The sequence below is a fragment of the Leucobacter musarum subsp. musarum genome (genome assembly GCF_001273845.1).
Lineage (GTDB): Bacteria > Actinomycetota > Actinomycetes > Actinomycetales > Microbacteriaceae > Leucobacter > Leucobacter musarum.
In genome coordinates this window covers 1-24725 of the sequence record NZ_JHBW01000111.1, presented here as the reverse complement: position 1 = coordinate 24725, position 24725 = coordinate 1, and the positions used below count along the sequence as shown (strand labels likewise).

General features: G+C 66.1%; 18 protein-coding genes. 4 read left to right on the top strand and 14 right to left on the bottom strand.

The window, feature by feature from the left end; all coding sequences use genetic code 11:
- Positions 1 to 8 precede the first annotated feature (8 nt).
- The 4 genes from CH42_RS15535 to galE are packed head-to-tail and all read right to left on the bottom strand — an operon-like array spanning position 9 to position 5098.
- Positions 9 to 989, bottom strand: a complete 981-nt coding sequence (locus CH42_RS15535) for a glycosyltransferase (protein WP_053354164.1) — start codon at positions 987 to 989, stop codon at positions 9 to 11.
- A 32-nt stretch (positions 990 to 1021) separates the two neighbouring features.
- Positions 1022 to 2650, bottom strand: a complete 1629-nt coding sequence (locus tag CH42_RS15530) for an LTA synthase family protein (protein WP_053354120.1) — start codon at positions 2648 to 2650, stop codon at positions 1022 to 1024.
- Positions 2651 to 2657: 7 nt separating this feature from the next.
- On the bottom strand, positions 2658 to 4088 hold the full coding sequence (locus CH42_RS15525) for an LCP family protein (protein ID WP_053354119.1): 1431 nt from the start codon (positions 4086 to 4088) through the stop codon (positions 2658 to 2660).
- Positions 4085 to 5098, bottom strand: coding sequence for a UDP-glucose 4-epimerase GalE (gene galE, locus CH42_RS15520; RefSeq protein WP_053354163.1), 1014 nt, complete (start codon positions 5096 to 5098; stop codon positions 4085 to 4087). Before galE ends, CH42_RS15525 begins: the two co-directional genes overlap by 4 nt.
- 208 nt (positions 5099 to 5306) lie before the next feature.
- Between galE and CH42_RS15515 the strand changes: the two genes are divergently transcribed.
- Entirely contained in the window at positions 5307 to 6437 is a 1131-nt protein-coding gene (locus tag CH42_RS15515) for a mannosyltransferase (protein WP_053354118.1), read from the top strand.
- Positions 6438 to 6487: 50 nt separating this feature from the next.
- On the opposite strand, the gene purE is transcribed toward CH42_RS15515, so the two are convergent.
- A complete protein-coding gene (purE, locus tag CH42_RS15510; protein ID WP_053354117.1) occupies positions 6488 to 7000 on the bottom strand; it encodes a 5-(carboxyamino)imidazole ribonucleotide mutase in 513 nt (170 codons plus the stop codon).
- A gap of 26 nt (positions 7001 to 7026) precedes the next feature.
- Complete coding sequence (locus CH42_RS15505) at positions 7027 to 8172, bottom strand: 5-(carboxyamino)imidazole ribonucleotide synthase (RefSeq protein ID WP_075205428.1); 1146 nt, start codon at positions 8170 to 8172, stop codon at positions 7027 to 7029.
- A 217-nt stretch (positions 8173 to 8389) separates the two neighbouring features.
- Here CH42_RS15505 and CH42_RS15500 point away from each other — a divergent pair, with 217 nt between their 5' ends.
- From CH42_RS15500 to CH42_RS15490, 3 genes are all read left to right on the top strand, one after another.
- Complete coding sequence (locus tag CH42_RS15500) at positions 8390 to 10027, top strand: DHA2 family efflux MFS transporter permease subunit (protein WP_053354116.1); 1638 nt, start codon at positions 8390 to 8392, stop codon at positions 10025 to 10027.
- Positions 10028 to 10032: 5 nt separating this feature from the next.
- Complete coding sequence (locus CH42_RS15495) at positions 10033 to 10617, top strand: MarR family winged helix-turn-helix transcriptional regulator (RefSeq protein ID WP_053354115.1); 585 nt, start codon at positions 10033 to 10035, stop codon at positions 10615 to 10617.
- Between the two features lie 98 nt (positions 10618 to 10715).
- Entirely contained in the window at positions 10716 to 11507 is a 792-nt protein-coding gene (locus tag CH42_RS15490; RefSeq protein ID WP_053354114.1) for a GntR family transcriptional regulator, read from the top strand.
- Between the two features lie 39 nt (positions 11508 to 11546).
- Here the strand turns inward: CH42_RS15490 and CH42_RS15485 are convergent, their stop codons facing one another.
- From CH42_RS15485 to CH42_RS15445, 8 genes are all read right to left on the bottom strand, one after another.
- Complete coding sequence (locus tag CH42_RS15485) at positions 11547 to 12245, bottom strand: endonuclease/exonuclease/phosphatase family protein (protein ID WP_053354113.1); 699 nt, start codon at positions 12243 to 12245, stop codon at positions 11547 to 11549.
- A gap of 149 nt (positions 12246 to 12394) precedes the next feature.
- Positions 12395 to 14044 (bottom strand): DUF5684 domain-containing protein, encoded by a 1650-nt coding sequence (locus tag CH42_RS15480; RefSeq protein ID WP_053354112.1) that lies wholly within the window; start codon positions 14042 to 14044, stop codon positions 12395 to 12397.
- 112 nt (positions 14045 to 14156) lie between these two features.
- Positions 14157 to 18155, bottom strand: coding sequence for a type VII secretion protein EccCa (gene eccCa, locus CH42_RS15475; protein ID WP_053354111.1), 3999 nt, complete (start codon positions 18153 to 18155; stop codon positions 14157 to 14159).
- A 184-nt stretch (positions 18156 to 18339) separates the two neighbouring features.
- Positions 18340 to 19797, bottom strand: coding sequence for a S8 family serine peptidase (locus CH42_RS15470; protein WP_082309497.1), 1458 nt, complete (start codon positions 19795 to 19797; stop codon positions 18340 to 18342).
- A gap of 118 nt (positions 19798 to 19915) precedes the next feature.
- Positions 19916 to 21424, bottom strand: a complete 1509-nt coding sequence (locus CH42_RS15465) for a S8 family peptidase (protein WP_082309496.1) — start codon at positions 21422 to 21424, stop codon at positions 19916 to 19918.
- A gap of 18 nt (positions 21425 to 21442) precedes the next feature.
- Positions 21443 to 22366: a hypothetical protein gene (locus tag CH42_RS16465; protein WP_156322618.1), complete on the bottom strand. Its 924-nt coding sequence runs from the start codon at positions 22364 to 22366 to the stop codon at positions 21443 to 21445.
- 362 nt (positions 22367 to 22728) lie between these two features.
- Positions 22729 to 24198 (bottom strand): S8 family serine peptidase, encoded by a 1470-nt coding sequence (locus CH42_RS15450; RefSeq protein ID WP_053354106.1) that lies wholly within the window; start codon positions 24196 to 24198, stop codon positions 22729 to 22731.
- Positions 24192 to 24569, bottom strand: coding sequence for a hypothetical protein (locus tag CH42_RS15445; protein WP_053354105.1), 378 nt, complete (start codon positions 24567 to 24569; stop codon positions 24192 to 24194). The genes CH42_RS15450 and CH42_RS15445 overlap by 7 nt, the downstream gene beginning before the upstream one ends.
- Between the last annotated feature and the right edge of the window lie 156 nt (positions 24570 to 24725).

Below are 24725 nucleotides of genomic sequence, written 5' to 3'. Positions count from 1 at the left end.
CACCCGACCTACGAGCGTCCGTCCGTGCGCGTCAGTTGTTCAACCACGACCATCACATCGACCGGAACCCCGGCACCGCGCAGCACATCACGGCTCGACCGCGGCGATCGTCGCCAGCCGTCGTTCCAGCCGCGACGCAAGCAATCGCGCAGCTGAGCTCGCTCGGTCGACGCACGGAACGTGCGGAACCAGCGACGCGCGGTCGCCGCCGAATACAGCAGCTTTTCCCAGGGCAGCAGCGCCGCACTGCGGCGAAACACCCAGAGTTTGTTGCGCACTTCGAAATAGAACCGGGGGCCTGGATCTTGATCGCTCGACCCTCGCTTGACCGTTCGGTGCGTCACCACAGAGGCGGGCACATACAGGCCCCGGGCTCCGCGCAGCAGTCGGGCGGAGTACTCGAAATCGTCGTTCCACAGGAAGTAGTCGGCGATGGGCAGGCCGAGCTCGCGCACCCGCGACGCACGGAGGAATGCCGAGACGAACGAGATCGACCGAATCTCCATCGCCCCGACTGCAGCGGCACGCTCGCATTCTGCCTGCGATGCACGAATCTTGGCTTTGGGCGTATTCATCGGGTGATCCGCCCCATCAGTCCAGATCACACGCGACCCCATGACGGCGAGGTCGTCGGGGCCCTGCGCACGGTAACGCTCATGGGTTTCCAGTGCCCCCGCAAGCGCGTCGGGCCCGGGCACCGTGTCATCGTCCATGACCCACACCCAGTCGGTGTCGTCTTCCACGACCGCAGCCGCGATGCCCGTCGCGAACCCGCCAGCGCCGCCCGTGTTCTCGGTCAGTTGAATGTGCCGGGCGCGTTCGCCCCATGCTTCGAGCATCTCAGCGGCAACCTCGACCGAGCCGTCGTCGGAGGCGTTATCGACGACGACGAGGCGATCGACGGGTCGGCTCTGCGCGGCGAGAGCCGCGAGCGATTGCTGCAGCAGTTCCCGTCGGTTGTAGGCCACCAGCACGGCGGTCACACGCATGCGATCCGACTCCTTCATGATCGTGAACCCGCCTAGTCTAGCCCGGAGGTGCGCCACAGCCTCTGGTAGAACTCGCTGGATCGGGAGGTGACGAGATCGCGGTATTCCTCGGCGGAGAGGTCGAGTATCGATCCGTGAGGCACGTCGGAGCCATCGGTGAGGGCCGAGACACCGATGCCGGCCCGATGATCCTGCACCTCAAGACCTGTGAGCTCGAGCAGTGTGGGATACATACTCATCTGGTCGAGGTCATCGCGGGCGACGCGCAGCCCGTCGGGGCTCCAGATGCGGTTGAAGATCGTGCGGTGGTCGAGGTCCTTGAGCTCGTCCCAGAAGCTGCCGCCCTCCGCGATCATCTTTTGATGATCGCCCATGAGCACCACGGCGGTGTCGTCGAGGTACCCCTGCTGATCGAGGTACTCCACGAACCCAGCGACCTGTTGCATCGAGCAGTACGTGATCGATGTCATCACCGCATCGGTGTCGCGCGTGCAGTAGTCGTAGAGCCGCGGGCCCTCGTGCGTATCCAGCGACAGCATCGTGAGGTTGAATGGCTGGTCGCCCGCGTGCAGTTCGTCTACCTTGTCCTTTGCCTGCGCAAAGAGCCGCCGATCGGAGAGGCCCCAGTCGCCGCGCACCTCGGTCTCACCTTCGGCTTTCCACACGTTCAGATCATCGATCTCGTCATACCCGTGGGTCGAGAGAAAGGCCCCCTTGCCGGCGAAGCTCGCGTCGGCTCCACCGAGGTACACGTTGCGGTATCCCTGATCGGCGAGCACGTCGCCGAGACAGGTTGCACCGGCGAGGTACGGCGCGGCCTTTCCGTCGGCCGAGTCCATCTCGTTGAGTTCCGAGATGTCGGCGGTCGACGAGGCGCTGCGCAGCGGCACCCCGCACTGGGTGCTCAGAATGCCCGACATCGTCCATCCGCCGCCCTCGTACTGCCGATAGTCATCGATCGTCTGCCACCCGCGGGTGACGTCTTCGACGGGTGCGAGCATGTCTTTTTCAAAGAGGTCGTCGTCTGAGAACGTGTTCTCCATCGACTCGAGGTAGATGACGATGAGGTTGCGCGGCTCCGGGCTCCCGGCACCAGGGGCCGCCGACACCTGAGGTGTCTCGTAGTACCGGTCGAATCCGAAGTCGGTCGTGAGGTCGCGGTAGAGCGCCTGCGCGTAGTCGCCCGCCCCGATCGCGGCGCCCAGATACGCGCCGCCTGACACTGGGAGCACGACCGCGAGCAGAGCGGCGATCCAGCGCACGGGTCGTTGCAGGTTCGGGCGTTCTCCGAGCGCTGCGGCACGGTGCCACCGACGGCGGCGGCGCTCAACAAAGATCGCGACGAGCAACACGATGCCGAGCGGGATCACGATGCCGGTCATGACTCCGCCGATGACGAGTCCGGCACCGCCGGCGCCCTCGCCGCCACCGTTCAGGTTCGAGAGCAATTGGTCGATCGATATCGCACCGAAGGTGCGCCGCACCCAGAATCCGATGCCCACGAACGCCGCCGACACCGCGGCGAGCACCCAGAAGGCGACGATTGACGCACCCCGCCAGAGGCGCCGCCGAGACGGCGAAGCTGGTGGCTCCGCCTGTTGCTCGATGGGCTCGATTGAGGGCGGCGCGATCACCAGATCGTCCGTGTCGACTGCACTCACGATTCCGCTAGCCCGCTTCCGTTTCGGCGGGCGAGGCGGCGGCGACGCCGTCGGAGACGAGCTGACGCGTCGTGTCGAAGTCGGGAGCCTCGGGATCGATGGCCGGCGGCACGAGCTCCACGTTCACGATGTCGTGCCCGCGCGCCTTTGCCGCGAGGTCGACGAAGCGCCCCAGCATCGACTCCGGAATATCCGTCTCGACGAGTTCGGTACCCGCGGCAGCAACATCCTGGAATCGCAACAGTACGTTCTGCGGATTCATCTGGGCGAGGATGGCGGCCTGCAAGTCGCGCTGACGCTGCATGCGCGAGTAATCGCCATCGGCAGACCCGTAGCGGGAGCGCGCGTACCACTGAGCGGTGTACCCGTCCATACCCTGCGTGCCCGGTTCGATCCAACCGTCGACGCCTTCGAGCTCACCCGTGTACTCGTTGATGTGACCGCCGATCGGCAGCCGCTCCTGCACATCGATCGTGATTCCACCGAGCGCGTTGATCAGACTCTCGAACGCGTCCATGTTGACGAGCACGTAGAACTGCACGTCGAGACCTGTGACGCCCGAGACCGCGTCTTTCGTGGCCTCGATGCCGGGGGTCGACCCCTTCGACACGGCATCGGCGTACATGCCGTCGTACGACGGCGATCCTGAATCTTCGACCTCGGTGACGAGCGAGTTCAGAGCACCCGTGGTGAAGCAGTAGTACCCGCCACCATCGACGACTTCATAGTTGTTGATCTCGTCGCAGTAGCCCTCAGGGTAGATCGGCTGCATGGGCGAATCGTCGGGGAACGGCGCGCCTTTCATATCGCGTGGCAGGCCGACGATGACCGATTGCCCGGTCTTCGCGTCGACGCTCACCAACGAGATACTGTCGGGGCGCAACCCTTCACGGTCGGCACCGGCGTCGGTGCCGAGCAGCAAGATGTTGTAGCGGCCGTCCACCGGCTCGACCGCCGGAGCACTCGGAAAGAGATCGCTGAGCAGATTGCGGCCAGCCCCGACGGCCGTACCCGCCCATGCGGCCCCGGCTGCCGGCACTACGGTGAGCAGCACCGACAGCATCGCGACCGGCACCCGCCAGTTGCGCTGCACCCGCACGAGCTTCGTGAGACGGAGGGTGTCGATGCCGAGCGCGACCCAAATCACGGCGTAGATGAACAGCGCCCACTGCACGAGCAGCAGCACGGCACTGTTCGTGAAGATCGTGAGCGTGGCGACGCGGGCGAACAGGAACCCGAGCCCCGCGGCGAGCGCGCCGACGACCAGCACGATCGTCGCGATCAGACCGAACCGGCCCAGTTTGCGGTTGCCCGCCACGAGCTGCGCGGTACCCGGCAGCACGAACCCGAGGATCACCAGCCAGCGCGCGCGCTTGCTCATCAGCGGTTCCGACTGCAGGTCGGGGTGGCGCAGCGGCCGCTCGAGGTCGAGCGTCATGCGCCGTACCCGCCGGGGTTCGCCGACTGCCATGCCCAGGAGTCACGGCAGGCCTCGGCGAGACTGCGGGTGGTGCGCCAGTCGAGTTCGATGTTCGCGCGAGTCGGATCGGCCGACATCTCCGCGACGTCACCCGCGCGCGCTGGTTCGATGGTGAACGGAATCTCGCGTCCGGATGCGGCCTCAAAGGCGCGCAAGACCTCGAGCACGCTGGAGCCGGTACCCGACCCGAGGTTGTAGACGGCGACGCCGGGCGCGTTGTGCTCGAGCGCCGCCACGTGGCCCTCCGCAAGGTCCATGACGTGAATGTAATCGCGCACACCAGTGCCGTCAGGCGTCGGATAGCTGTTGCCGAACACGCTGAGGCGCTCGCGCTTCCCCACCGCCACCTGGGTGATGAACGGCATCAGATTGTTCGGGATCCCGCTCGGGTCTTCGCCGATCAGGCCCGAGGGGTGCGCGCCGACGGGATTGAAGTAGCGCAGCAGCACGGCGCCGAGTTCGGGCCAGGCGACCTGTGCATCGCGCACGATCTGCTCGTTCATCGCCTTCGACCAACCGTAGGGGTTCGTGATTCCCACACCGGTCTGGTGATCCTCATCGACCGGCACGTATTGCGGGTCGCCGTAGACCGTGGCCGACGAGCTGAAGACGAAGTTGGTGATGCCCCGCTCGCGGAGCACATCGAGCAGCACCAGCGTGGAGTCGAGGTTGACGCGGTAGTAGCGCGTGGGCTGCGCCACCGACTCCCCCACGGCTTTCAGCCCGGCCAGGTGGATCACCGCATCGAACTCGATCTTGGCGAGCGCCCGCTCGGCCGCTGCGCGCTCGGCCAGGTCGACCTCGACCACGGGGATCGTCTTGCCGCTCAGCTGCTCGACACGCCGAACGGCTTCTGGGCTGCTGTTCGAGAAGTCATCAAGCACGATCACTTCGTGGCCGTGCTCGAGCAGCACCAGTGCCGTGTGAGAGCCGATGTACCCGGCGCCGCCAGTCAACAAAACACGCATGAAGACAGGGTACTTGGCCATTCGGAGAGGTTCCCGGCAGCCGCACCGCGATGCGATGAACTCGGAGCAAGCCCCGAAAATTATTTCAATTGCGTCTCAACCGCGCGTTCACACTGCGCCGCACAGCAGATCTTGCTCTTGGACTCCATACAATATGGAGAACAGCCCAGTGCTGCACCGGTGTTTCGCGATTCGAGGGGAGAACGTATTGGCGACGCTCACCCTCATCGCAGACCCGTTCCCAGATTTCGAATCCGAGGTGCACGCGGCCGCCGCCCGTGACCTCGTGCAGGCTGTCGCAGAGACGGCTCCCCGCAGCTGCAGTGCGCGCTTCCTGCTGTCTCGCGGCTCAGAGGTGCCCGAGTTCGCCTCGGCGCGACTCACCTCAGAGCTGCTCCCGCTGCGCGCCAGCATGCTGCCGCTCGTGTGGCAGAACGGCACGACGGCCCGCCCCCTCGATGGTGAATTCGTACACGCACTGACCCCGATGATGCCGCTGCGTTCGCGCGGTGACGATGATGGGTCGCAGACGTCGGTCACGATTCCCCACAGCATTGCTTGGGACGCACCGTCGTTGATCGGCAATTCACAGGCCCGACTCTTCCGTGCATTCACTCGGCGCGCCGTCAAGCTGGCCGATGTCATTCTGACGCCGACACACGCCACCGCGCGCGTGTTGCAGCAGCAGTACGGCAGCGACCTGCCGGTGCAGGTCTTCCCGCTCGCTCCGCCCACTGAGCTGTCGGCACCCGCGGATGCGGCTGAACGCCGTGCCGCTTGGGGGCTTCCGGATCGCTACGCCGTCACCACGGCACGCACCGGCGAGCACGGCCGCCTCGAGTGGATCTTCGATGCCATGCGTCGCGACGCCGCTCTGCCGCCGCTCGTCGTGCTCGACGGCGTCGACCCGCAGGGTCCGCAGCCGCGCGACAAAGACAAGGACCGCGACGCTTCGGCCCCGACGATCGACGTTCCCGCAGATCTTCAGGGTCGCGTTCGGGTCATCGCCGTCACGCAGCTCTCCGACATCGGCGCCGCACTCGGCGGAGCTTCGGTGCTGCTGCAGCCGCAGGCGTTCGCCGGCACCGGGTATGTCGTACTCGCGTCTCTCGATGCCGCGGTTCCCGTCGTGCACGCGGGGCACCCAGCCACCGCGGAGCTCGTGCTCGATGCCGGTGTATCAGCCGACACGGCCGACGGGTTCGCTGCCGAGTACAGCCGACTGATCGGTCAGTCGGGTGCGCTGCCCACGCTGACGGTGCTCGCCTGTGATCGCAGCCGCGGGTACAGCTGGCGCTCATCGGCATGGCAGCTGTGGGAGACGCACGCCAACCTGTGATCAGGTGAGCGCGTCGGCGCAAGCTGGCGCCCGCACCGACGGCCCGCGCGCTACTCGGCCGCGATGCGCGCTTTGAGGGCGTCGTTCTTCTCGCCCACCGCGGCGGTGAGACCCTCGGCGTAATCGGCGAGACGCTGCGCGACCTCGGGGTCGGCTGAGCCGAGGATGCGCGCGGCCAGAATGCCCGCGTTCTTCGCGCCGCCGATCGAGACGGTGGCGACCGGAATGCCGCCTGGCATCTGCACGATCGAGAGCAGCGAGTCGAGACCGTCGAGCTTCGCGAGCGGCACGGGCACGCCGATGACCGGCAGCGTCGTCATCGAGGCGACCATGCCGGGCAGGTGCGCGGCGCCGCCCGCGCCTGCGATGATGACGCGGATGCCGCGGGCCGCCGCTCCGCGCGCATAGTCGACCATCTTGTCGGGCGTGCGGTGGGCACTGACGACCTCGACCTCGTGGGCGATGCCGAACTCGCGGAGCGCCTGCACCGCGTCGGCCATGACCGAGTAGTCGGAATCGGAGCCCATGATGACGCCGACGAGGGGCGCGGTGGTTTCAGCCATGCCCTCCATCGTATCGGGGCGCGGAATCAGGCGAACGCCGCCGCAGCGGCCACGGCCTCCGCACGCACCGCAGCGAGGTCGTCACCGGTGACCGTGACGTGCCCGACCTTGCGGCCCGGCCGGGGCTGCTTGTCGTAGCTGTGGATCTTGGCGGTCGGGTGCGCGGCGAGCGCCTCGGCGTAGCGCACCGGCATGGGCCCCTCGGCAGGGCCGCCGAGCACGTTGACCATCACGGCGGCGGGCGCGGTCATCGAGGTGTCGCCCAGCGGCAGGTCGGCGACAGCGCGCAGGTGCTGCTCGAACTGGCTCGTGACGGATCCCTCGATCGAGAAGTGGCCCGAATTGTGGGGGCGCATGGCGAGCTCGTTCACCAGCACGCGCCCGTCGCGGGTCTCGAACATCTCGACGGCGAGCACGCCGGTCACTGCGACGCCCTCGGCGACGACGGATCCGATGCGCGCGGCCTCGGCCAGCACCTCGGGCCGGTCGGTCGGTGCGGGGGCGAGCACCTCGGCGCAGACCCCGTCGCGCTGGATGGTCTCGACGACGGGCCAGGTGCGGGTCTCGCCGCTGGGCCGACGTGCGACGAGCTGCGAGAGCTCGCGCACGAAGTCGACGAGCTCTTCGACGAGCAGGAAGCCGCCGTTCGCGTCCTCGGCGAGCGCGGTGAACCAGTCGTGCACCTCGGTGGCGTCGGAGATGACCCGGACGCCCTTGCCGTCGTACCCGCCACGGGCGGTCTTCACGACGGCGCGGCCGCCGTGGGCGTCGAGGAAGGTCTGGAGGGCGGCCTCGTCGGCGACGGTGCCCCAATCGGGGATGGGCACGCCGAGTTCGGTCAGCTTCTCGCGCATCACGATTTTGTCTTGCGCGTACTGCAGCGCATCTGGGCGCGGGTGCACGGCGACACCGCGGGCCTCCAGTTCGCGCAAGATCGCCTGGGGCACATGCTCGTGATCGAACGTGACCACGTCGACCGTCTTTGCGAACGCGTAGACCGTCTCGGGATCGCGGTAGTCGCCGACCGCATCGGCGGCACGCTCCGCGCTCGAGCCCTCGTTCTCGGCGAGCACGCTGATGCGCAGACCGAGGTGAATCGCGGGTGGCACCATCATGCGGGCGAGCTGCCCGCCGCCGATCACGCCGATCTTGATGCTGCCGTTTTGCGTCACGTCGCTCCCGAGTTCAGTCGCCCTGCAGTTCGGCACGTGCGCAACGCGCGTACCACCCCTCTATTCTGCCGCATCGACAGAGGGGTGATCCCGCGCCGGCGCATCGATGCGTGGCGCGAGCAGCGCCTCGCAATAGTTGACTCCCATCAACCAATGTCGTATAGTTGACCTTCATCAACGAATACTCGACGACCTCGCGAAGGATCCCGCCCTCCGAATGACCACCAGCACCGCGCCCGCGCCGCGCACCCCCGCACCCACCACCCCGAGCGCCCCCGGCGACGGCCTCCTCACGGGCCGCGCGAAGAACCTCGCCCTCACGGGCCTGTTCCTCAGCATGGCCGTCTCGATGCTGTCGATGACCGTGGTCGGCACCTCGATGCCGATCATCATCGCCGACCTCGGCGGCAGCCAGGCCGCCTACACCTGGGTGGTCACCGCGACGATGCTCGCGTCGGCGATCTCGACGCCGATCTGGGGCAAGCTCGCCGACCTGACGAGCAAGAAGGTGCTGCTGCAGGCGTCGCTGGTTATCTTCGTGGTGGGGTCGGCGCTCGCCGGCACCGCGACCGACTCGGCGTGGCTCATCGGCTTCCGCGTGCTGCAGGGGCTCGGCGCGGGCGGCCTGGGCGCACTCGGCCAGATCGTGCTCGCCGAGATCATCAGCCCGCGCGAACGCGGCAAGTACATGGGCATCATGGGCGCGATCATGGCGGTCTCGACGGTCGGCGGCCCGTTGCTCGGCGGCGCCATCACCGACGCGATCGGCTGGCGCTGGAACTTCTACGTCGCCGCCCCGATCGCCATCATCGCGATCATCGTGCTGCAGCGCACGCTGCACCTGCAGACGATCAAGCGCAAGGTGAGCATCGACTACCTCGGTGCCGCACTCATCTCGATTGGCTTCGCGAGCCTGCTCATCTGGGTCACCCTCGGCGGCACGCAGTTCGACTGGTGGTCATGGCAGACCGTCGCAATGGTCGGCGGTGGCCTCGCCCTGCTGGTCGCGGCCGTCTTCGTCGAGCTGCGCTCCCCCGAACCGCTAATCCCGATGCACCTGTTCGCCAACCGCACCTTCACCATGTCGGTGATCGCGTCGATGGCGGTCGGTCTCGCCATGTTCGGCACCTCGGTGTTTCTCGGGCAGTACATGCAGCTCGCCCGCGGCAAGACTCCGACCGAATCGGGCCTGCTCACCATTCCCATGATGGCGGGCGTACTGCTTGCGTCGACCCTGGTCGGGCAGCTCATCACCCGCACCGGTAAGTGGAAGCGCTACATGGTGTCAGGCTCCGTCATCATGCTCGGCGGCCTGCTCCTGATGGGGCAGCTGCGCGCCGATACCTCGTTCTGGTACGTCGGCATCTCGATGTTCGTGCTCGGCGCGGGTGTCGGCATGTGCATGCAGAATCTGGTGCTCGTGGTACAGAACACGGTGTCGCCGAACGAACTCGGCGTCTCGAGCTCGGCGGTCACCTTCTTCCGCACCATCGGCGGCACCGCCGGCATGTCGGCGATGGGCGCCATGCTCTCGCACCAGATCGTCACCTTCATCACCGACGGTCTCGGGGCCCTCGCGAAGTCGAATCCCGAGGCGATGGCCGGCGCGAAGGCACTCGAGGGCGGGGCGATCCCGAAGCTCGCCGAGCTCACGGCCCCGATTCGCGAGGTCGTCGAGAACGCCTACGGTCACGGCATCGGCGACGTCTTCCTCGCCGCGGCTCCGGTCGGCATCGTCGCAATCATCGCGATCGCATTCCTGCCGAACCTGCCCCTGAACACGAAGAGCGCGGCGCAGCAGCGCGCCGATCTGCAGCGCGCCCAGCGCGAAGCCGAGCTCGGCGCGGCACACTAGAAGCTATGCACGACGCCAGCGCCTCCGCCGCGCACCCCGACGCCGCAGCGCACACCGATCAGATCTCCGACATCATCGCGGAGTTCTCCGAGGTGTTCGCGTTCGCACGCACCCGCTGGGCGCGATATGCGGAAGAGGTCGACCCCGAGCTGAAGGGGGTCGGCATCATGGTGCTGCAGCTGATTCTGCGCAAGGGACCGATCACGGCGACCGGCATCAGCCAGTTGCTCGACATGGACAAGGCGATGGTCAGCCGGCAGATCACCAAGCTGCGCGATCTCGGCCTCGTCGACACCGAGCCGTCACCTGAAGACCGCCGGGTCGTGCTGCTCACTCCGAGCCCGAAAGCGGAAGACCTGCTTGGTGCGGTTCGGGCGCAGTGGGCGCACGCGTATCACGAGCGGTTCGTCGGCTGGAGCCCCGACGAGCTCGAGCAACTGCGCGCCGCACTGCACCGCTTCAACGCAGCCTCGGCCGACAGCCTGCGAACGGACACCCCCGCCGCTCGGTGCGCACGCGATTCGCATGCACAGTCAGGCGATGGTGGATCACCAGACCCCGCCACGGGCTCCGCAGCAAACGCTGAATAACCCGATCACAGCGAAAACACTCGCCGTTCGCCGATCGTTCACGCGCCCGTTACCGCCCGGGCCACCGTAACCAAGTTGTGACTTATAGGGTTGGGCACATGACCACCCAGGCGCCGCTTCACGTGCAGCTGTACGAGGAGATGATCCACCGCATCCGAACAGGCGCGTGGCAGCCCGGTGACAAGGTACCCAGCGAGAAATCGCTCGTCGCCGAGTTCGGCACCTCCCGCGGACCGGTGCGCCAAGCCCTCGCCGCGCTCCGCGCCGACGGCATGATCGTGGGAGGTCGCGGCACCCCGCCGCGCGTGCAGCACACCGCGCCGGCGCAGTCGTTCGACACCTTCATCTCATTCAGCGAGTGGGCGCGTGAACTCGGGCTCACGCCCGGGCAGCGCGTCATCGAGGCGAGCCGGCGCACTGCCTCCGAGGAGTGCGCCCGCGAGCTGCAGATCGCCCCCGACTCCCCCGTGGTCGAGATCATTCGCGTGCGCTATCTCGACGAGAAGCCGGCCATGCTCGAGCGCTCCCTGTTCCCGTACGAGATCGGCAAGCACCTGCTCGGCACCGACTTCCACCACGGCAGCGTGTACCAGGCGCTCGCGCACGTCGGCATTCTGCCGACGCGGGCACGCCACACCATCGACGCGATCGCCGCACACCCGCTCGAAGTCGAGCAGTTGCACATCGCCCCGGGCAGTCCGCTGCTACGCGTGCGCCGCCTGGCCTACAACGAATTCGGCATCGTCATCGAGAGCGCCGACGATCGCTACCTGCCGACCATGGCGACGTTCGTGATCGAGAACAGCGCGAAGCACCGCAATCCGCTCTCGCGTCAGGCGGCGAGCCCGGCGACCGGGCTGCTCGCCACCTACGATCCCGGTCTAGGGTAGTTCGCCGCACTGGGGTGCTGCGCCGCAGCGCCCGCCGCCTTAGGCCGCCGCGGGCACCGGCAGTGCGAGATCGCTCATCGCGGCGGTGACCATGATCGGCAGGTGATCCGACGTGCCGCGGTCGAGCGTGCGCACGCTCGCGATGTCGAGACCCGATGAGGTCGCGAAGTCGAAGTGCCCGCGGAACATCTTGTAGCGCGTATACGTGCGCTTGTCACTGAGGCTGAGCTCGTAGCCGGTGTCGCGCATCTCGGTATCGAGGCGCCCTTTGAAGACCGGGTAGTTGTAGTCGCCGACCATCAGGGCGGGCAGGCCCGGCCCGAGCTGGCGCAGCTCGGCGAGCGCGGCGTGGATCTGGTGCCGTCGCAGCGAGTTCAGCGCGGTGAGCGGTGCGGCGTGGAACGAGGCGACGACGAGGTCGCGCTGCATCTCGGAGTCGTGCAGGCGCACGCCGAGCAGACGCTCGTGAGCGGGCGCGAGCAAACGGTCGTGCAGCGACTTCTTGAGCTGGAAGGTGTGCGCTGATCGCGTGTGGAAGCGCTCGTCGCGCACGTACATGGCGAGGCCCAGCCGGTTACGCTCGGTGGCGTGCACGAGCGAGAGGTGCCCGAGGCGCGCCGGGAGCGCGACCGCTTCGGCCTCTTGCAGGCACAGCACGTCGACGCCGTGATCTTCGGCGAGCGCATCGAGTTCGCAGACGGCACGGTTCTTGCGCAGGTTGTAGCTGATGACCTTCATACTCGGGCCTCCACTGGGTTGGCGCGGGCCGTTCGGCAGCCCGACAGATGCCACACTACGCCCGTCGACCTGTGGAGTCAGCGAGTTCTGGCTGACAACTCGTTCAGGTGCGTGAACGTTCGGGGTGCCGCGTCACCCAGCCTCACCGCTCAGCCGAGCTGGTGCAGACGCACCTGCAGGGTGCCGATGACCAACTGCTCGGTCGCCGGAGCGATGCGGCCGGGCTCGAGCGACGTGGTCGTGCCCCCGGCGTCGACGAGGGCGACGCCGTTGGTCGACTGCAGGTCTTCGATCGTCCATTCCTCGCCGTCGCGGCGCAGGCGCGCGTGCGACTTCGACATGGTGCGGGTCGGGTCGGTGATCTGCAGCACTGTCGCACCGTCACGAGGCTCCGGCTTGCGCCCCACGATCACGTCATCGCCGACCAGTTCGAGGGTTTCACCGTCGGGGAGTTCGATGCCCCAGCGCGCGCGGCGGGAGACGACGACGGTGTGGTCTTCGTCGAGAACTCCGGCGTCGGGCGTCGGAGCCGGTGCGACGGGAGCGGGCGTTACCGCCGCGGCGGGTTCGAACGCTGCTGGAGCCGCAACCGCCTCCGGTGCCGCGGGGATCACCGGAGGCTCTGCAGTCACCGGCGCCGCGGGTGCGAGACCGATCGCGGGCGCCGCGGGGGCCTCACGGTCGAAGATCGACGGCTCAGGCGTCTGCGGAGTCTGCGGCTCGGAGGCCAGCGGGGTCTGCGGCTCGGGCGCGGAGCTCGCAGTGGCGAGCGTCGGGTAGCTCGGTGCGGGCGGTTCGACGGCCGGGGCCACCGGTACCTCCGGCACCACCGAGGCGGGTGGCTCGGGCAGAATCAGCGGGCCCGATTCGCCCTCGACGTTCGATTCCTGCACGGCGGGCCAGGAGAACGGCTGGGGTGCCGCGACACCGCCGAGGGGCGCGGGCGCCGCGGGGGTGTGCCCCTCAGCGGCGAGACGCGCGTAGTCGCCCTCGGTCGTGTTGCTGAAGCCCCAGTTGTTGGGTTCGGGCGCCTGCGGCTGCGCAGGCCCAGGCTCGGCCGGAGCCCCGAAGAGCCCGCCAGACGCAGGCGCACCGGGAGTCGGTGGCACCGCCGGCTGGCCTGCCTGCGCAGGCTGCGCCCAGGGGTCGGCAGCGGGTGTCGGGTACCCGGAGGCCGGCTGTTGCGGGGCCGCCCACGGGTCGGCCGCAGCCTGAGGCTGAGCCTGAGGCACCGGCGGCAGGCCCTGCCAGGCGGGGTCGGGCTGCTGCGCACCGAATGCTGCAGAATCAGCCGCGCCCTGCGGCGCGAATCCCCCGTAGCCGCCCTGGGTCGCCTCGGCGCCGTAGCCCGTCGCACCGGAAGCGGCAGCACCGGGGTAGGCCGAGTCGTATCCGCCCACGGGGTAGCCCTGGTCGCCGTACTCGCGATCCCGCAACTGCGACCCGAAGAGTGTGGCCCACAGCGGCGGGATGAATGCACCGAGCACGGTGAAGCCGGCGCCCTTGCCGAATTCGCTGTTGATGCGGTGAATAGCGATGATCGAGACGACGAGCACGACGATGCTCAGACCCGGGATGAAGCCCAGCAGCACGAGCCAGCCGGGCAAGCCCCCGCGCTGCACGAGCTGCCACTGGTTCCACACCGGAATCCAGCCCCAGCCTGACGGCAGACCGAGGTAGGGGAAGAGTCGCGACAGCGCCCACAGGTACCACACGTAGAACGCGAGGCCGACGAGCGACCAGATGCCGAAGACCAGGAAGAAACCCGCGCCGAGCTGCGTCGAAGTCTCGTAATCCATCACTCACTCTTTCCCGCTGCGCGATGTCGGCCCGGGCCGGCCGAAGATGTGCCGCAGCTGCATCCCTGACAGCGTATCGGTCAGCGCCGCATTCGAGAATCCCGAGTGCGAGCTATTGCTGACCGGTGGGTTCCGTTTCCTGCGTCGTCGGAGCATACGCGAGCTGCACGATCTGGTGCCCGCGGGCACGCGACACGACCTGGGCACGGCCCGGTGCGCTCGGGATCGCCTTGACCTTGCCGATCAGCTGCCCCTCTTCGGGGCTGCCACTCAGCAGCACGCCGGTGACGCCAAGATCGGTCATGCCCTGCAAAATCGGATCGTAGGCCGCGCGCGAGGCGCCACCCAGACGTCGCGTCACGATGACGTGCAGCCCGAGATCGCCCGCCTGTGCGAGCAGCTGCGCGAGCGGCGCCGCCGGGTTGCCCTGCTGCGTGGCAACGAGATCGTAGTCGTCGATGAGCACGAAGCCCTCCGCGCCCGTCCACCAGTTGCGTGCACGCAGCTGGTCGGCGGTGACGTCGGGGCCGGGCAGTCGGTCGCGGAAGAACTCGACGAGCTGCGCGACGGCGCCAGCGGTCTGATCGGCCGTCGTGAGGTAGGCGCCAAGGTATTCCTCGGGAATTTCGCCGAGGTGCGCACGACGGTAGTCGATCATGAAGATACGCGCCTGGCCCGGTTCGTAGCGGCGCGTGATCTCGTGCATGATGCCGCGGAGCATCGACGACTTACCTGACCCCGAGTCGCCGTAGAGGTACAGGTGCTGCTCGCGATCGGGGTCGATGCCGACCGGGGCGAGCTCGGCCTCGTCGAGGCCGAGCAGCAGCTGCTTCGCGTTGGCGGCCGGGTGCTCGCGCAGCTCGGCGAGCGGCAGGCGCTCGGGCAGCAGGCGCAGTTTGGGGCCGTGCTCGCGCTGCCAGGCGCTGCTGATCTTGGCGACGAGGTCGTCGACGCCGTCAACGAGGGTCTCGGCACCGGGCTCGCCGTCGATGCGCGGCAGTGCCGTGAGCATCTGCAGGCCGGCGGGGTCGAGGCCGCGCCCGGGCAGCGCCGAAACGTTGGCCGCCGCGCGGCGATTGACTTCGGAGTCGGAGGCGTCGCCGAGCCGCAGCTCGATGCGCCCGCCGAGCAGGTCTTTCACGTTCGGGCGAATGTCGAGCCAGCGGCTCGCCGTGAGCACGAGGTGCACGCCGAAACTCAGTCCTCGCGCCGCGAGCTGCTGCACGGGCACCTCGAGCGACTCGTAGTCGCTGCGCAACGTGGCCCAGCCGTCGATGACGAGGAAGATGTCGCCGTACCCGTCGTCGACGAGCCCCTGCGCGCGACGGGTGCGATAGGTGTCGATCGAATCGATGCCCTGCGCGCGGAAGTAGGCCTCGCGGGCGTTGAGCAGCGAGGTCACCTCGGCGACGGTGCGGCGAATCACTTCGGGTTCGCCACGGGTCGCGAGCCCCGAGAGGTGGGGCAGGTCGCGCAGACCCGCGAAGCTGCCACCGAAGTCGATGACGAACACCTGCACCTCGTGCGGGGTGTGGGTCAGCGCGAGCGCCGAAACAAGCGTGCGTGCAGCGGTGCTCTTGCCCGAGAGCGGGGCGCCGACGATGGCGACGTTGCCTGCGGCTCCCGAGAGGTCGAGAGTGAGCACGTCACGGCGCTGGTAAAGCGGCACGTCGACGATGCCGACCGGCACCGTGAGGCGGCGGTGCTCGCGCCACCGCGGCGCGTGCAGTCCGAGCTCGTAGCTGACGGCGAGCTTGCCGAGCAGCTGGTCGAGGGTGGCCGGCTCTTCGAGCGGCGGCAGCCAGACCTGGTGGGCGGCCGGGCCGAGGCCCGACATCCGTGAGACGGCGAGTTCGAAGGTGCTGCGGGTCTCCTCGGGCTCGCTCGCGGCGAGCTCTTCGGCGCGGCGCTCGGCCTCGGCGTTCGCACGTGCGGCCTCGACTGCGGGGTCGGTGAGCTGCTGCGCTGCCGCGGTGAACGGGGTGATGCGCACGGTGCCGCCCGCGGTGGCGCCAGTGTCGCCGGAGGTGATGGCACGTCTGGCGGGCGGCGGCCCCGAAACGTAGGCGGCGCGGAACTGGGTCAGGTTGTCGTCGCTGCCGACCTTGAGCAGACCTCCGCCGGGCTCTTGCGGCAGGTGATACGCGTCGGGCACGCCGATGACGGTGCGCGACTCTGCGGCCGAGAACGTGCGCAGACCGATGCGGTATGAGAGGTGGGTGTCGAGGCCCTTGAGGCGAGACTCTTCGAGGCGCTGCGAGGCGAGCAGCAGGTGCACGTGCAGCGAACGGCCCAGTCGGCCGATCGCGACGAACGACTCGATGAACTCGGGCTTGGCGCTCAGCAGCTCCGAGAACTCATCGGCGACGATGAGCAGCGCGGGCAGCGGCGGCAGATCGGATCGCCCGTTCTTTCGCGCTTTCTCGTACTCGCCGACGTTCACGAAGTTGCCGGCGGAGCGCAGCAGCTCCTGGCGCCGCGTCATCTCGCCCTGCAGCGCGTCTTGCATGCGATCGACGAGGCTGATCTCTTCGCCGAGGTTGGTGATGATCGCGGAGACGTGCGGCATATCGGCCATGCCCGCGAACGTCGCGCCGCCCTTGAAGTCGACGAGCACGAAGTTCAGCTGCTCGGGCGAGTGGGTCAGCGCGAGCGACAGCACGAGCGTACGCAGCACCTCAGACTTGCCGGAACCCGTCGCGCCGATGATGAGGCCGTGCGGGCCCATACCCTGCGAGGCCGATTCTTTGAGGTCGAGGATCAGCGGGGCGCCGTTCGTATCCTGGCCGATGGGCACGCGCAGCCGGTCGCGCTCCGGCAGGTACCGCCACTGCTGCTCGAGGTCGAGGTCGCGCACGTCGGGCAGGTCAAGGAGTTCGAGCAGCTCCTGCTGTCGCTTGCTGGCACGGGTTGCTGATCCGCCGCCCCCACCCTCTCGGTGCAGCGGCGCGAGCCGACGGGCCACCGCTTCAGCCTCGACCACGCTCATGTGGTCGGGGGTGATCTGCTGCGAGCCGGTGCGCCCCTCGGCGACCTCCGCGGAGTCGGAGCTCACGCGTATGCGCGCGGTGTTGGGGTCATCGTTGTCGTCCCAGGTGTTGGGGAGGTCGAGCACGGTCACGCCCTGCAATCCACCAGCGAACACTGAATCGCTGGGGGGTACCGATGCCCCGTCGACGACCACGAGCAGATGCGGGCCGGTGGTTGCCGGGCCGTCGAGACTGAAACGCGGCCGCTCACGCAGGTCGGCCGGCAGCATGCGCAGCAGGGTGTCAAGATCGGAGCCGATCATGCGCGCCGGCCCGAGGGAGTCGCGCAGGCGCGACGATTGCGCGTGGGGCAGCCACTTCGCCCATTCCCAGTGCGGCAGCGCTTGGGGGCTCGCCGCGATCACGATCTGCAAGTCGTCAGGGCTCTGCAGCGCAGCGGCATGGGCGATGATTCCGCGCGCCAGACCGCGGATGCGCTCGAGGTCGTCACCGACGACTTGCACGCTGCGGTAATGAGAAAGTCGCAGATACGTGGGCAGGTCGGGTTGCGTCTCGTGGGTGACCAGGAAACGGTGCGCGGCGGTCGTGGCAACCGGATCGAGGTCGGCGATCGGAGGAAGCTCTGGGGCGACCAACGACAAGCACAACGGCTGCTCACTGGTGCCGATGCGCACGGCGAGGTGATCGTCGGTCTGAGCGTCGCGCTCCCACACGCGCGCGCCGTCTTCGACGAGGTACGTCAACGCTTCGGGAGCGGGGTACCGCCAATTGCGTTCGCGTCGCTGCGCTTTCGCCGCGGTGCGCACGGTGTCGCGGAGCTCCCGAAGGTAGGCGAGGTACTCCCTGCGTGAACTCAGGATCGAGGCCTGACGCGTCGCACGCTGGCGCCAGCCGTTCACGAACACGAACCCCAGGGCGCTGATGAGGAACATGCCACCGGTGATCCAACCCGTGGGCCCCGCATTGCTCACCGACACCATGATGATCGCGCCGACGCTACCGAGCATGGGGAGTGCAGAAGTGAGCAGATTGCTGCCGCCCTCGGCAGGCTCGATCTCGGGCGGCGCCTGCAGTGTGACGCTGCCCGATGGCACGCGCGGTGGCGCGAGACGGCTACTCATCGACTTGCTCCCCCAGCTTCGGTGCGGCCGCGGTTCCCGCTCCGCAGCCATCGGTTCAGCGTATCAATCATGCGAGACGAGGATCGTGCGTTGTCCCTGGAACACTCAGGGATCGGCTTCGCACAGCTCTTCGCCGATGCCAAGCGTCGTGGACGAATCGGAAGCCGGTGTGCCGACGCTGTTCTCACAGGACGTCAAGTTGTCTCTTCGCCCGGCGTCGAGCCGCTGCGATGATCATGACGATCACTGTCGCAACGACAACAAGAAACCCGAGGCCACCCCACAAGATCGGTATGGCCCACTGCTCAACAAGTGAAGCGAGCGTGACAGGCGGCTTCACATCACCTTGGGCGAAGTCCCCGCGTAGATCAGCGATGGTCGGAGCCCCAGCCCATGCGCAGGCCTCCAGTGTGTCCGTGGGTGCCGCAGTCGCGCCAGCCCCACATCGAGGGTCATCGCTGCTCTTCACGAAGAGCGGATTCTCGTCGGGGTACTCTGTGGGATCTGTGCCGAGCATGCCCAGAGGACTCACAATCCCGTACCCGTAATCATCATCGATCCAAGCAGCATCATGCACGGAACCTTCGCCGGTCGTTCGCACGAGTGCCTGCAGAATCTGATTCGCTGTTGCGGAGGGGAACTTTTCAAGACCGAGTGCAATTGACCCAGCTACCAAAGGGGTGGCCAGCGAAGTACCAGATGAAAGTCCTGCGCCCCAGCTGCCTTGGTCGGCAGGGACAAGAACCTGATATCCCGGCGCCACAAAACCTCGGTTATCTGAACCCGGCGGAGTCACATCCTGTTGCCGTTCTTCGTCATACCAGGTAATCACATTCCCGTCGGGCTTCACACCACCGACCGCAACGGTCCCGTTGAGCGCGGCTGGAACTACTTCGAACGACTGCTCGATCGTAGAGTCCGGGTTACGCGTTCCCGCAACAATTGGAATTCCTTCTCGCAGCGCACGCGTCGCAACTGGCGACCAGGAGATGGAGTTCCATGCAGAAGACACAGAAGAAATGCTGATGATGTCAGCCCCGTCGGCGATGGCTTGCCTCGCGGCGAGCGCCTCCGGAACGGTCAGGTTCATATCGACGCTGGGATCATCCCCGGCAATCTCTACATCGCTCTCGAACTCGCCGGTAACCGGATTGTAGGCTTCGCACCCCCAGGTGCCGTCGGCTCCAGGCACGCCGTCCGCAGCGTAGAACAGCACTTTCGCACCGGGAACAATACCTCGCGTGCCAGCGCCCCCGTCGGCTGCTACGCCGTTGCCCACAAGCATTGAGACCACATCAGTACCGTGCGAGGTGGCGGGGTCATCGGTCACTGCGGGGAGTTCCGCTCCCGTGGCGGCCTCACGGCAAAATTGCCCGCGGACTTCAATATCAGCGCCTCGCAGTTCTGCGACATCCGGATTGATTGCATCGTCGATGACGGCGATCGTCACTCCTGACCCAGAGAGTCCTTGCGCTGCGATTTCGTCAAAGCGCAGATTGGTGGCGTACCACAAGCCCTCCTGACGCTCGCCGGGACCCACCGTAGCTTGGGCAGGTGCCGCGAACATCACCGAAAGAACACCGACCATAAGAGAGACCAGGAGCTGCGCACTTCGATTCGTTCCTGTGTTCGTGCCAGTCATCCGATTGCGTTCCTCTGATATTTGGTGTGCTGACGATTCCCGCGGAGGTGATGCACGATCATTTCATCGTCACTGTTGACCTCTTAAGCTCCAGCGCGGGGGGGGGGATTTCATATATCTACAGTGATCCATCGCGATTCGTCGGTGTTCCGTCCGCCCGCTTCGACCGCCGAGTTCGCTGGCGAGCAACAACAACAGCGATCACAACTGCGCCGAGCAACACGAGCGCGATGGATGCGATCAGTACGATGCTGCCCACCGACTGCAGGAGTTTGGCGGCTGGGGATGACTCGGTGACGTTGTCGTTTCTCACGCCCGGCGGAAGTTGCGCCTGAACGGCATCAATCGTTGGGCCGACCGTCCATCGGCACTGCACCAATTCTCCGTTGCTCGAGACTGATGCACCCGCGCCACAGCGCGGGTCATCAGGCGACGTGACAAAGAGTGGATTTTCGTCGGGAAACTGCAGCGGGTCGACACCCAGCATCGCTACCGGATTGACGATGCCGTATCCGTACTGCGGGTCGATCCACTCGGGTTCTCGCACAGTTCCTTTTCCGGTGCTGCTCATCATCGCGCGAATCACCTGATTCGCCGTCGCATCGGGCGTGTGTTCGAGCCCGAGTGCAATGGTTCCTGCAATGAGAGGTGTCGCAAGCGAAGTTCCAGACGCCAGCCCGGGCGACCAACCGCCCGATGATGAGGGAACGAGCATCTGATACCCGGGACCCGCGAACCCCATGTTCTGGAGGCCATCCGCCTCAGTGATATCGCCGAGTTCTTGATCGACGCCGAGAATCGGATTGCCATCGACATCGACGCCCCCCACTGCAACGGATCCGTTCAGACCAGCTGGGATCGTGTTCAGAGCTTCGTCCAGGGTCGCTCCCGGGTTATTCGTCCCGGCAACGATCGGGATTCCCTGTTGCAGCGCATAGATCGCGACCGGCATCCAATCGATCGAACTCCACGCTGAGGTGACAGAGGAAATACTGATGATATCCACGCCGTCTTGAATCGCTTGATAGGCCGCGAGCGCGCTCGGCACCGTCGGGAGCCCTCCGAATTCAGAGAGCCGCACGTCGCTGTCCGATGCGAATTCCCCAGTCACCGGATTGTAGGCATCACAGGTCCAGTCGCCGTCAGTGCCAGCGACGCCGTCCGAGGCATAGAAGCGCACCGTCGCGTCGGGCACAATTCCCTGCGTACCTTGGCCGCCATCCGCGGCGACACCATTTCCGACGAGCATCGCGGTCACATCCGTGCCGTGCGCGCGCGCCACGTCATCAGTGGCCGCAGGCAACTCCGACCCTGATGCCTGATCGCGGCAGAACTGACCCACCACTTCGATATCGGCGCCTTGCAACTCGGCGACCTCAGGATTGATCGCGTCGTCGATCACCGCAATGGTGATCCCTTTTCCGGTCAAGCCGAGGTCGCGCACCTCAGGCAGTTTCAGCCGATCTACGTACCACAGCCCTGAGACTCTGGCGCTCGCGTCAGCTTCCGCGTGGGCAGGAACAGCCACGCTTCCCGCTCCTAACGCAGCAAGCATAACCGTCACGCAAAGGCGCGCAGCCCAATGCTGTTTCACCGCACCATCCCACGAACGCATCGGTGCGCGCACGCGTCAAACACTGTGATACTAGTCTCGGCTGCCTGCGCGAGAGGCGTCGGCCGCAGGGCCACCATCACCCTCGTCATCCAGATGAGGGGCAATGTATCCGCCCAGGCCTGATTTCTTTGCCTGCTTCTTTTCAGAGCCTCCGGCGCCGCCACCCATCATCATGCCGCCCGGGCGAGCGCCACGAGCGGCACTTGCCGCGCCTGCCGCACCAGCACCACCGCCGCCCGTACCTGCGGCAGCTGCAGCTCCGCGCAGACCGCCGGTCAAGCCCGCAAGACCCTGCCCCAAGCCACCGCCCGCGCCCGACCCACCAGCGCCAGCCGCGAGTCGGGCGCCGGCCGCAAGGCCGGCCGCACCCAGGCCCGCCGCACCCAGACCACTGCGCACTGCGGAACCATCGAGACTGCTATCAACGCTGGGACGGCTCCCTGAACCGCCGCCTGCGCCTTCATTCCCGCCGCCACCCCCGCTGCCCGGGTTGTTCGGGTCATACGGAGGATCCACGACAGGCGGATCCCAATGGAATTCAGGAAGGTTCGGGTCAGTCCCAGTTCCTCCCCCGTTATTGCCTCCGCCACCATTGCCATTGTCACCCGGACCGCCAGGCCCTCCCGGAAAATTGGGTCCCCCGGGGAATACACCGTCTGGGAATCCGGGAACACCCCCACCGGTGCCACGGGCCCCGGGTGACCCTCCAATGCCTGCGAGGTCGAAGTTCTCCGGCTTATCGAACCCGCCATCGCCGCTCGGCAACGGATCGTAGGCAACGCTCAAACTCTCTATCCGCTTTTGCTCGGCAAGGATGAGATCGCGCATCTGATCGAGCTTCTCCTTGGCAGCAGCTTCGCGACCCGCCCCCAAGCTGTTGGCAAGATCTTCAACACCTCGATTGAGGTCGACCGTACCGAAGAACGGCACCTCAATGGTCTTCCCCTGATTCACCGCATCATGCACGAATTGAGGCACGACCCCAGATGGGAGTTCTTGGAGGAGTCGCTGAGCCTCTGAAGCGCGCCGCGAGTTCGCACTATCGGCACTGCAAGCAAACTCTCCCATGCCAGTGATGATGCTCTGAGCTTCGAAGAGCATCGTGCGAAACTTACTGAGATTCGAGAGGTGGACATTGAGTCGAGAAATCGCGGTCGTCGAAGCTGATCCAGTCCACTTCCCAGAGAGCTGATTCACGGTCTCGGTGATCCTCGACTGCACGCTTTCAACTGACGAGATAAGCCCGTTGAGATGCTCGAGGTTCCAGTCTTCCCCGAAAGCCAACTCTTCCAACTGGCGTTCGTAAGATTTCCCACTCATTTCTCATACTCCGATACGTTCACTGAAGGCGAAGAGGTCTGTGTGTTGCGGCGTCGCGATCGGGTGACGACAATTGGCACGATAATTGCCGTGGCAGCCACTCCAAGAATTGGAAGACCGACCACCGCGAGCATAAACATTGTGGTTCTGTCAAAGCTTGAGGGCTCATCGTCGGAGCCTTCTGGCCATACCCGATCTGCCATGGGTACGGTTGCCCAAGTGCAGTTGGCGAGATCGGGTGTCGGCTGCGAAGTCGCACCCGGCCCACACCTTGGGTCATCACTACTTTTCACAAATAGTGGGTTCTCGTCAGGGTACTGAGTGGGATCCTGTCCCAACATTGCAACAGGATTAACAATGCCGTATCCGTATAATCGATCCACCCAGCCCGGATCCTGCAAAATACCCTTTCCGGTCGTCCGAACCATTGCCTGCAAGACTTGGTTTGCGGTGGCGTCAGGGTACTTTTCAAGCCCCAGAGCGATCGTTCCGGCAACGAGAGGAGTAGCGACGGAGCTCCCCGACACTGTCCCGGAGGCCCATGTAGTCCCATCAGAGGGGCCCAGGAGCTGATAGGCGGGACCCGAGAAACCCATATTATCTACGCCACGCTGCGTCTGCAGGTCGCCCGTTGTCGGATCAATGCCGGTGATCGGCTCACCTTGATAGTCAACCCCGCCGACCGCGACAGTGCCGTTCAACACTGCTGGCAGGAGTTGCAAAATATCCGCCGTCGTACCATCGGGGTTGAGCGTACCCGCAACAATGGGGATGCCCGCTCGAAGCGCGAGGGTTGCAACTGGAGACCAACTCAACATCGACCAGACCGATGACACCGAAGACACGCTGATGATGTCGGCTCCGTCGGCAATGGCCTGCTTTGCTGCGACCGCCATCGAATAGTCGATCGAAACGTCAGTTTCGCTGTCGTAGTCTTCAGCGTCGAGATCGAACTTTTCATCGGCTCCGAACTCTTGAGTGATGGGGTTGTATCCGTCACAAGTCGCGGCACCGCTCTCGTCGGTGGGCCCGTCTGCCGCGTAAAACAGCACCCGAGCGTCAGGAACGATTCCCTGAGTGCCTGCTCCGCCATCAGCAGCGACACCATTGCCTACGAGCATCGACACCACCGACGTTCCGTGCGCTCGCGCGGGATCGTCGGTGGTAGGTAAAAACTCTTCGCCGGTGGCACGATCACGGCAAAATTGGCCGCGAACTTCGACGTCTGCTCCCTGCAGTTCCGCCGCATCGAGGTTGATCGCGTCGTCGATCACTGCAATCGTGATGCCGTCGCCAGTCAATCCCTGCTCACGAATCTGATCGAATTTGAGCCTCTCCGTGTACCAGAGTGCCGTCGCCCGCTCGTCATCCGTCATCGCAGCTTGAGCTGCACTGCTCCCCAGAAGCATCGCGCCGAACCCCATGAGAACGGCGAGTGCGGTTGCCGCGACCCGGCGAATCACCATGAATCCTTGCCATTGCCGTCGCTGCCTGACGAGTCGGCCGCGTCGCTCGGATTCGAGACCTTGGATGAAATCTGGACGTCGACCGTATTCAGTGCAGTTGCGATTTCGGCGTCGAGGGAATGCATCGCATCGATAATCTCAGCTGACTGCGTGCAATCCGACTGCACCTTTGCCAGCAGGCGCGAAGCCTCCTGAGCGAAGGCCTGACCGGCCCTTCTCAAAATTTCAACGTACAACTGCGCCGAGGCGGCTTGCGTTCCGCTGACCGATCCCATTTCCGCGTTCGTCGGGGCATTCGGATTGTAGTTCGCGAGCGACCAGACAAGGTCTCGCGAATCGTCAGTCGCACCAATCGGATCTTGCACCGTCATGAGCAAGCGCTCCCCTTTTGCATTCCAAACAAGTCGACCACGCAGCGAGGCCTGAAACCTCGGCTCAATCTCACTGCGCTAAAAAAGGCAGATGGGCGGCGAGCCGATTTCTCATCGACTCAACCGCCTCATTCCCTTAGCCTGCGAAGCGGCCGG

Bases quoted from the DNA above. Each gene is read 5' to 3' on its own strand.
- CH42_RS15450 (WP_053354106.1), bottom strand. From the start codon at position 24,198: ATGGTGATTCGCCGGGTCGCGGCAACCGCACTCGCCGTTCTCATGGGG.
- purE (WP_053354117.1), bottom strand. From the start codon at position 7,000: ATGGCTGAAACCACCGCGCCCCTCGTCGGCGTCATCATGGGCTCCGAT.
- galE (WP_053354163.1), bottom strand. From the start codon at position 5,098: ATGCGTGTTTTGTTGACTGGCGGCGCCGGGTACATCGGCTCTCACACG.
- CH42_RS15480 (WP_053354112.1), bottom strand. From the start codon at position 14,044: ATGGATTACGAGACTTCGACGCAGCTCGGCGCGGGTTTCTTCCTGGTC.
- eccCa (WP_053354111.1), bottom strand. From the start codon at position 18,155: ATGAGTAGCCGTCTCGCGCCACCGCGCGTGCCATCGGGCAGCGTCACA.
- CH42_RS15535 (WP_053354164.1), bottom strand. From the start codon at position 989: ATGCGTGTGACCGCCGTGCTGGTGGCCTACAACCGACGGGAACTGCTG.
- CH42_RS15500 (WP_053354116.1), top strand. From the start codon at position 8,390: ATGACCACCAGCACCGCGCCCGCGCCGCGCACCCCCGCACCCACCACC.
- CH42_RS15445 (WP_053354105.1), bottom strand. From the start codon at position 24,569: ATGACGGTGCAAGATCCGATTGGTGCGACTGACGATTCGCGAGACCTT.
- CH42_RS15490 (WP_053354114.1), top strand. From the start codon at position 10,716: ATGACCACCCAGGCGCCGCTTCACGTGCAGCTGTACGAGGAGATGATC.
- CH42_RS15485 (WP_053354113.1), bottom strand. From the start codon at position 12,245: ATGAAGGTCATCAGCTACAACCTGCGCAAGAACCGTGCCGTCTGCGAA.
- CH42_RS15495 (WP_053354115.1), top strand. From the start codon at position 10,033: ATGCACGACGCCAGCGCCTCCGCCGCGCACCCCGACGCCGCAGCGCAC.
- CH42_RS15525 (WP_053354119.1), bottom strand. From the start codon at position 4,088: ATGACGCTCGACCTCGAGCGGCCGCTGCGCCACCCCGACCTGCAGTCG.
- CH42_RS15470 (WP_082309497.1), bottom strand. From the start codon at position 19,797: ATGACTGGCACGAACACAGGAACGAATCGAAGTGCGCAGCTCCTGGTC.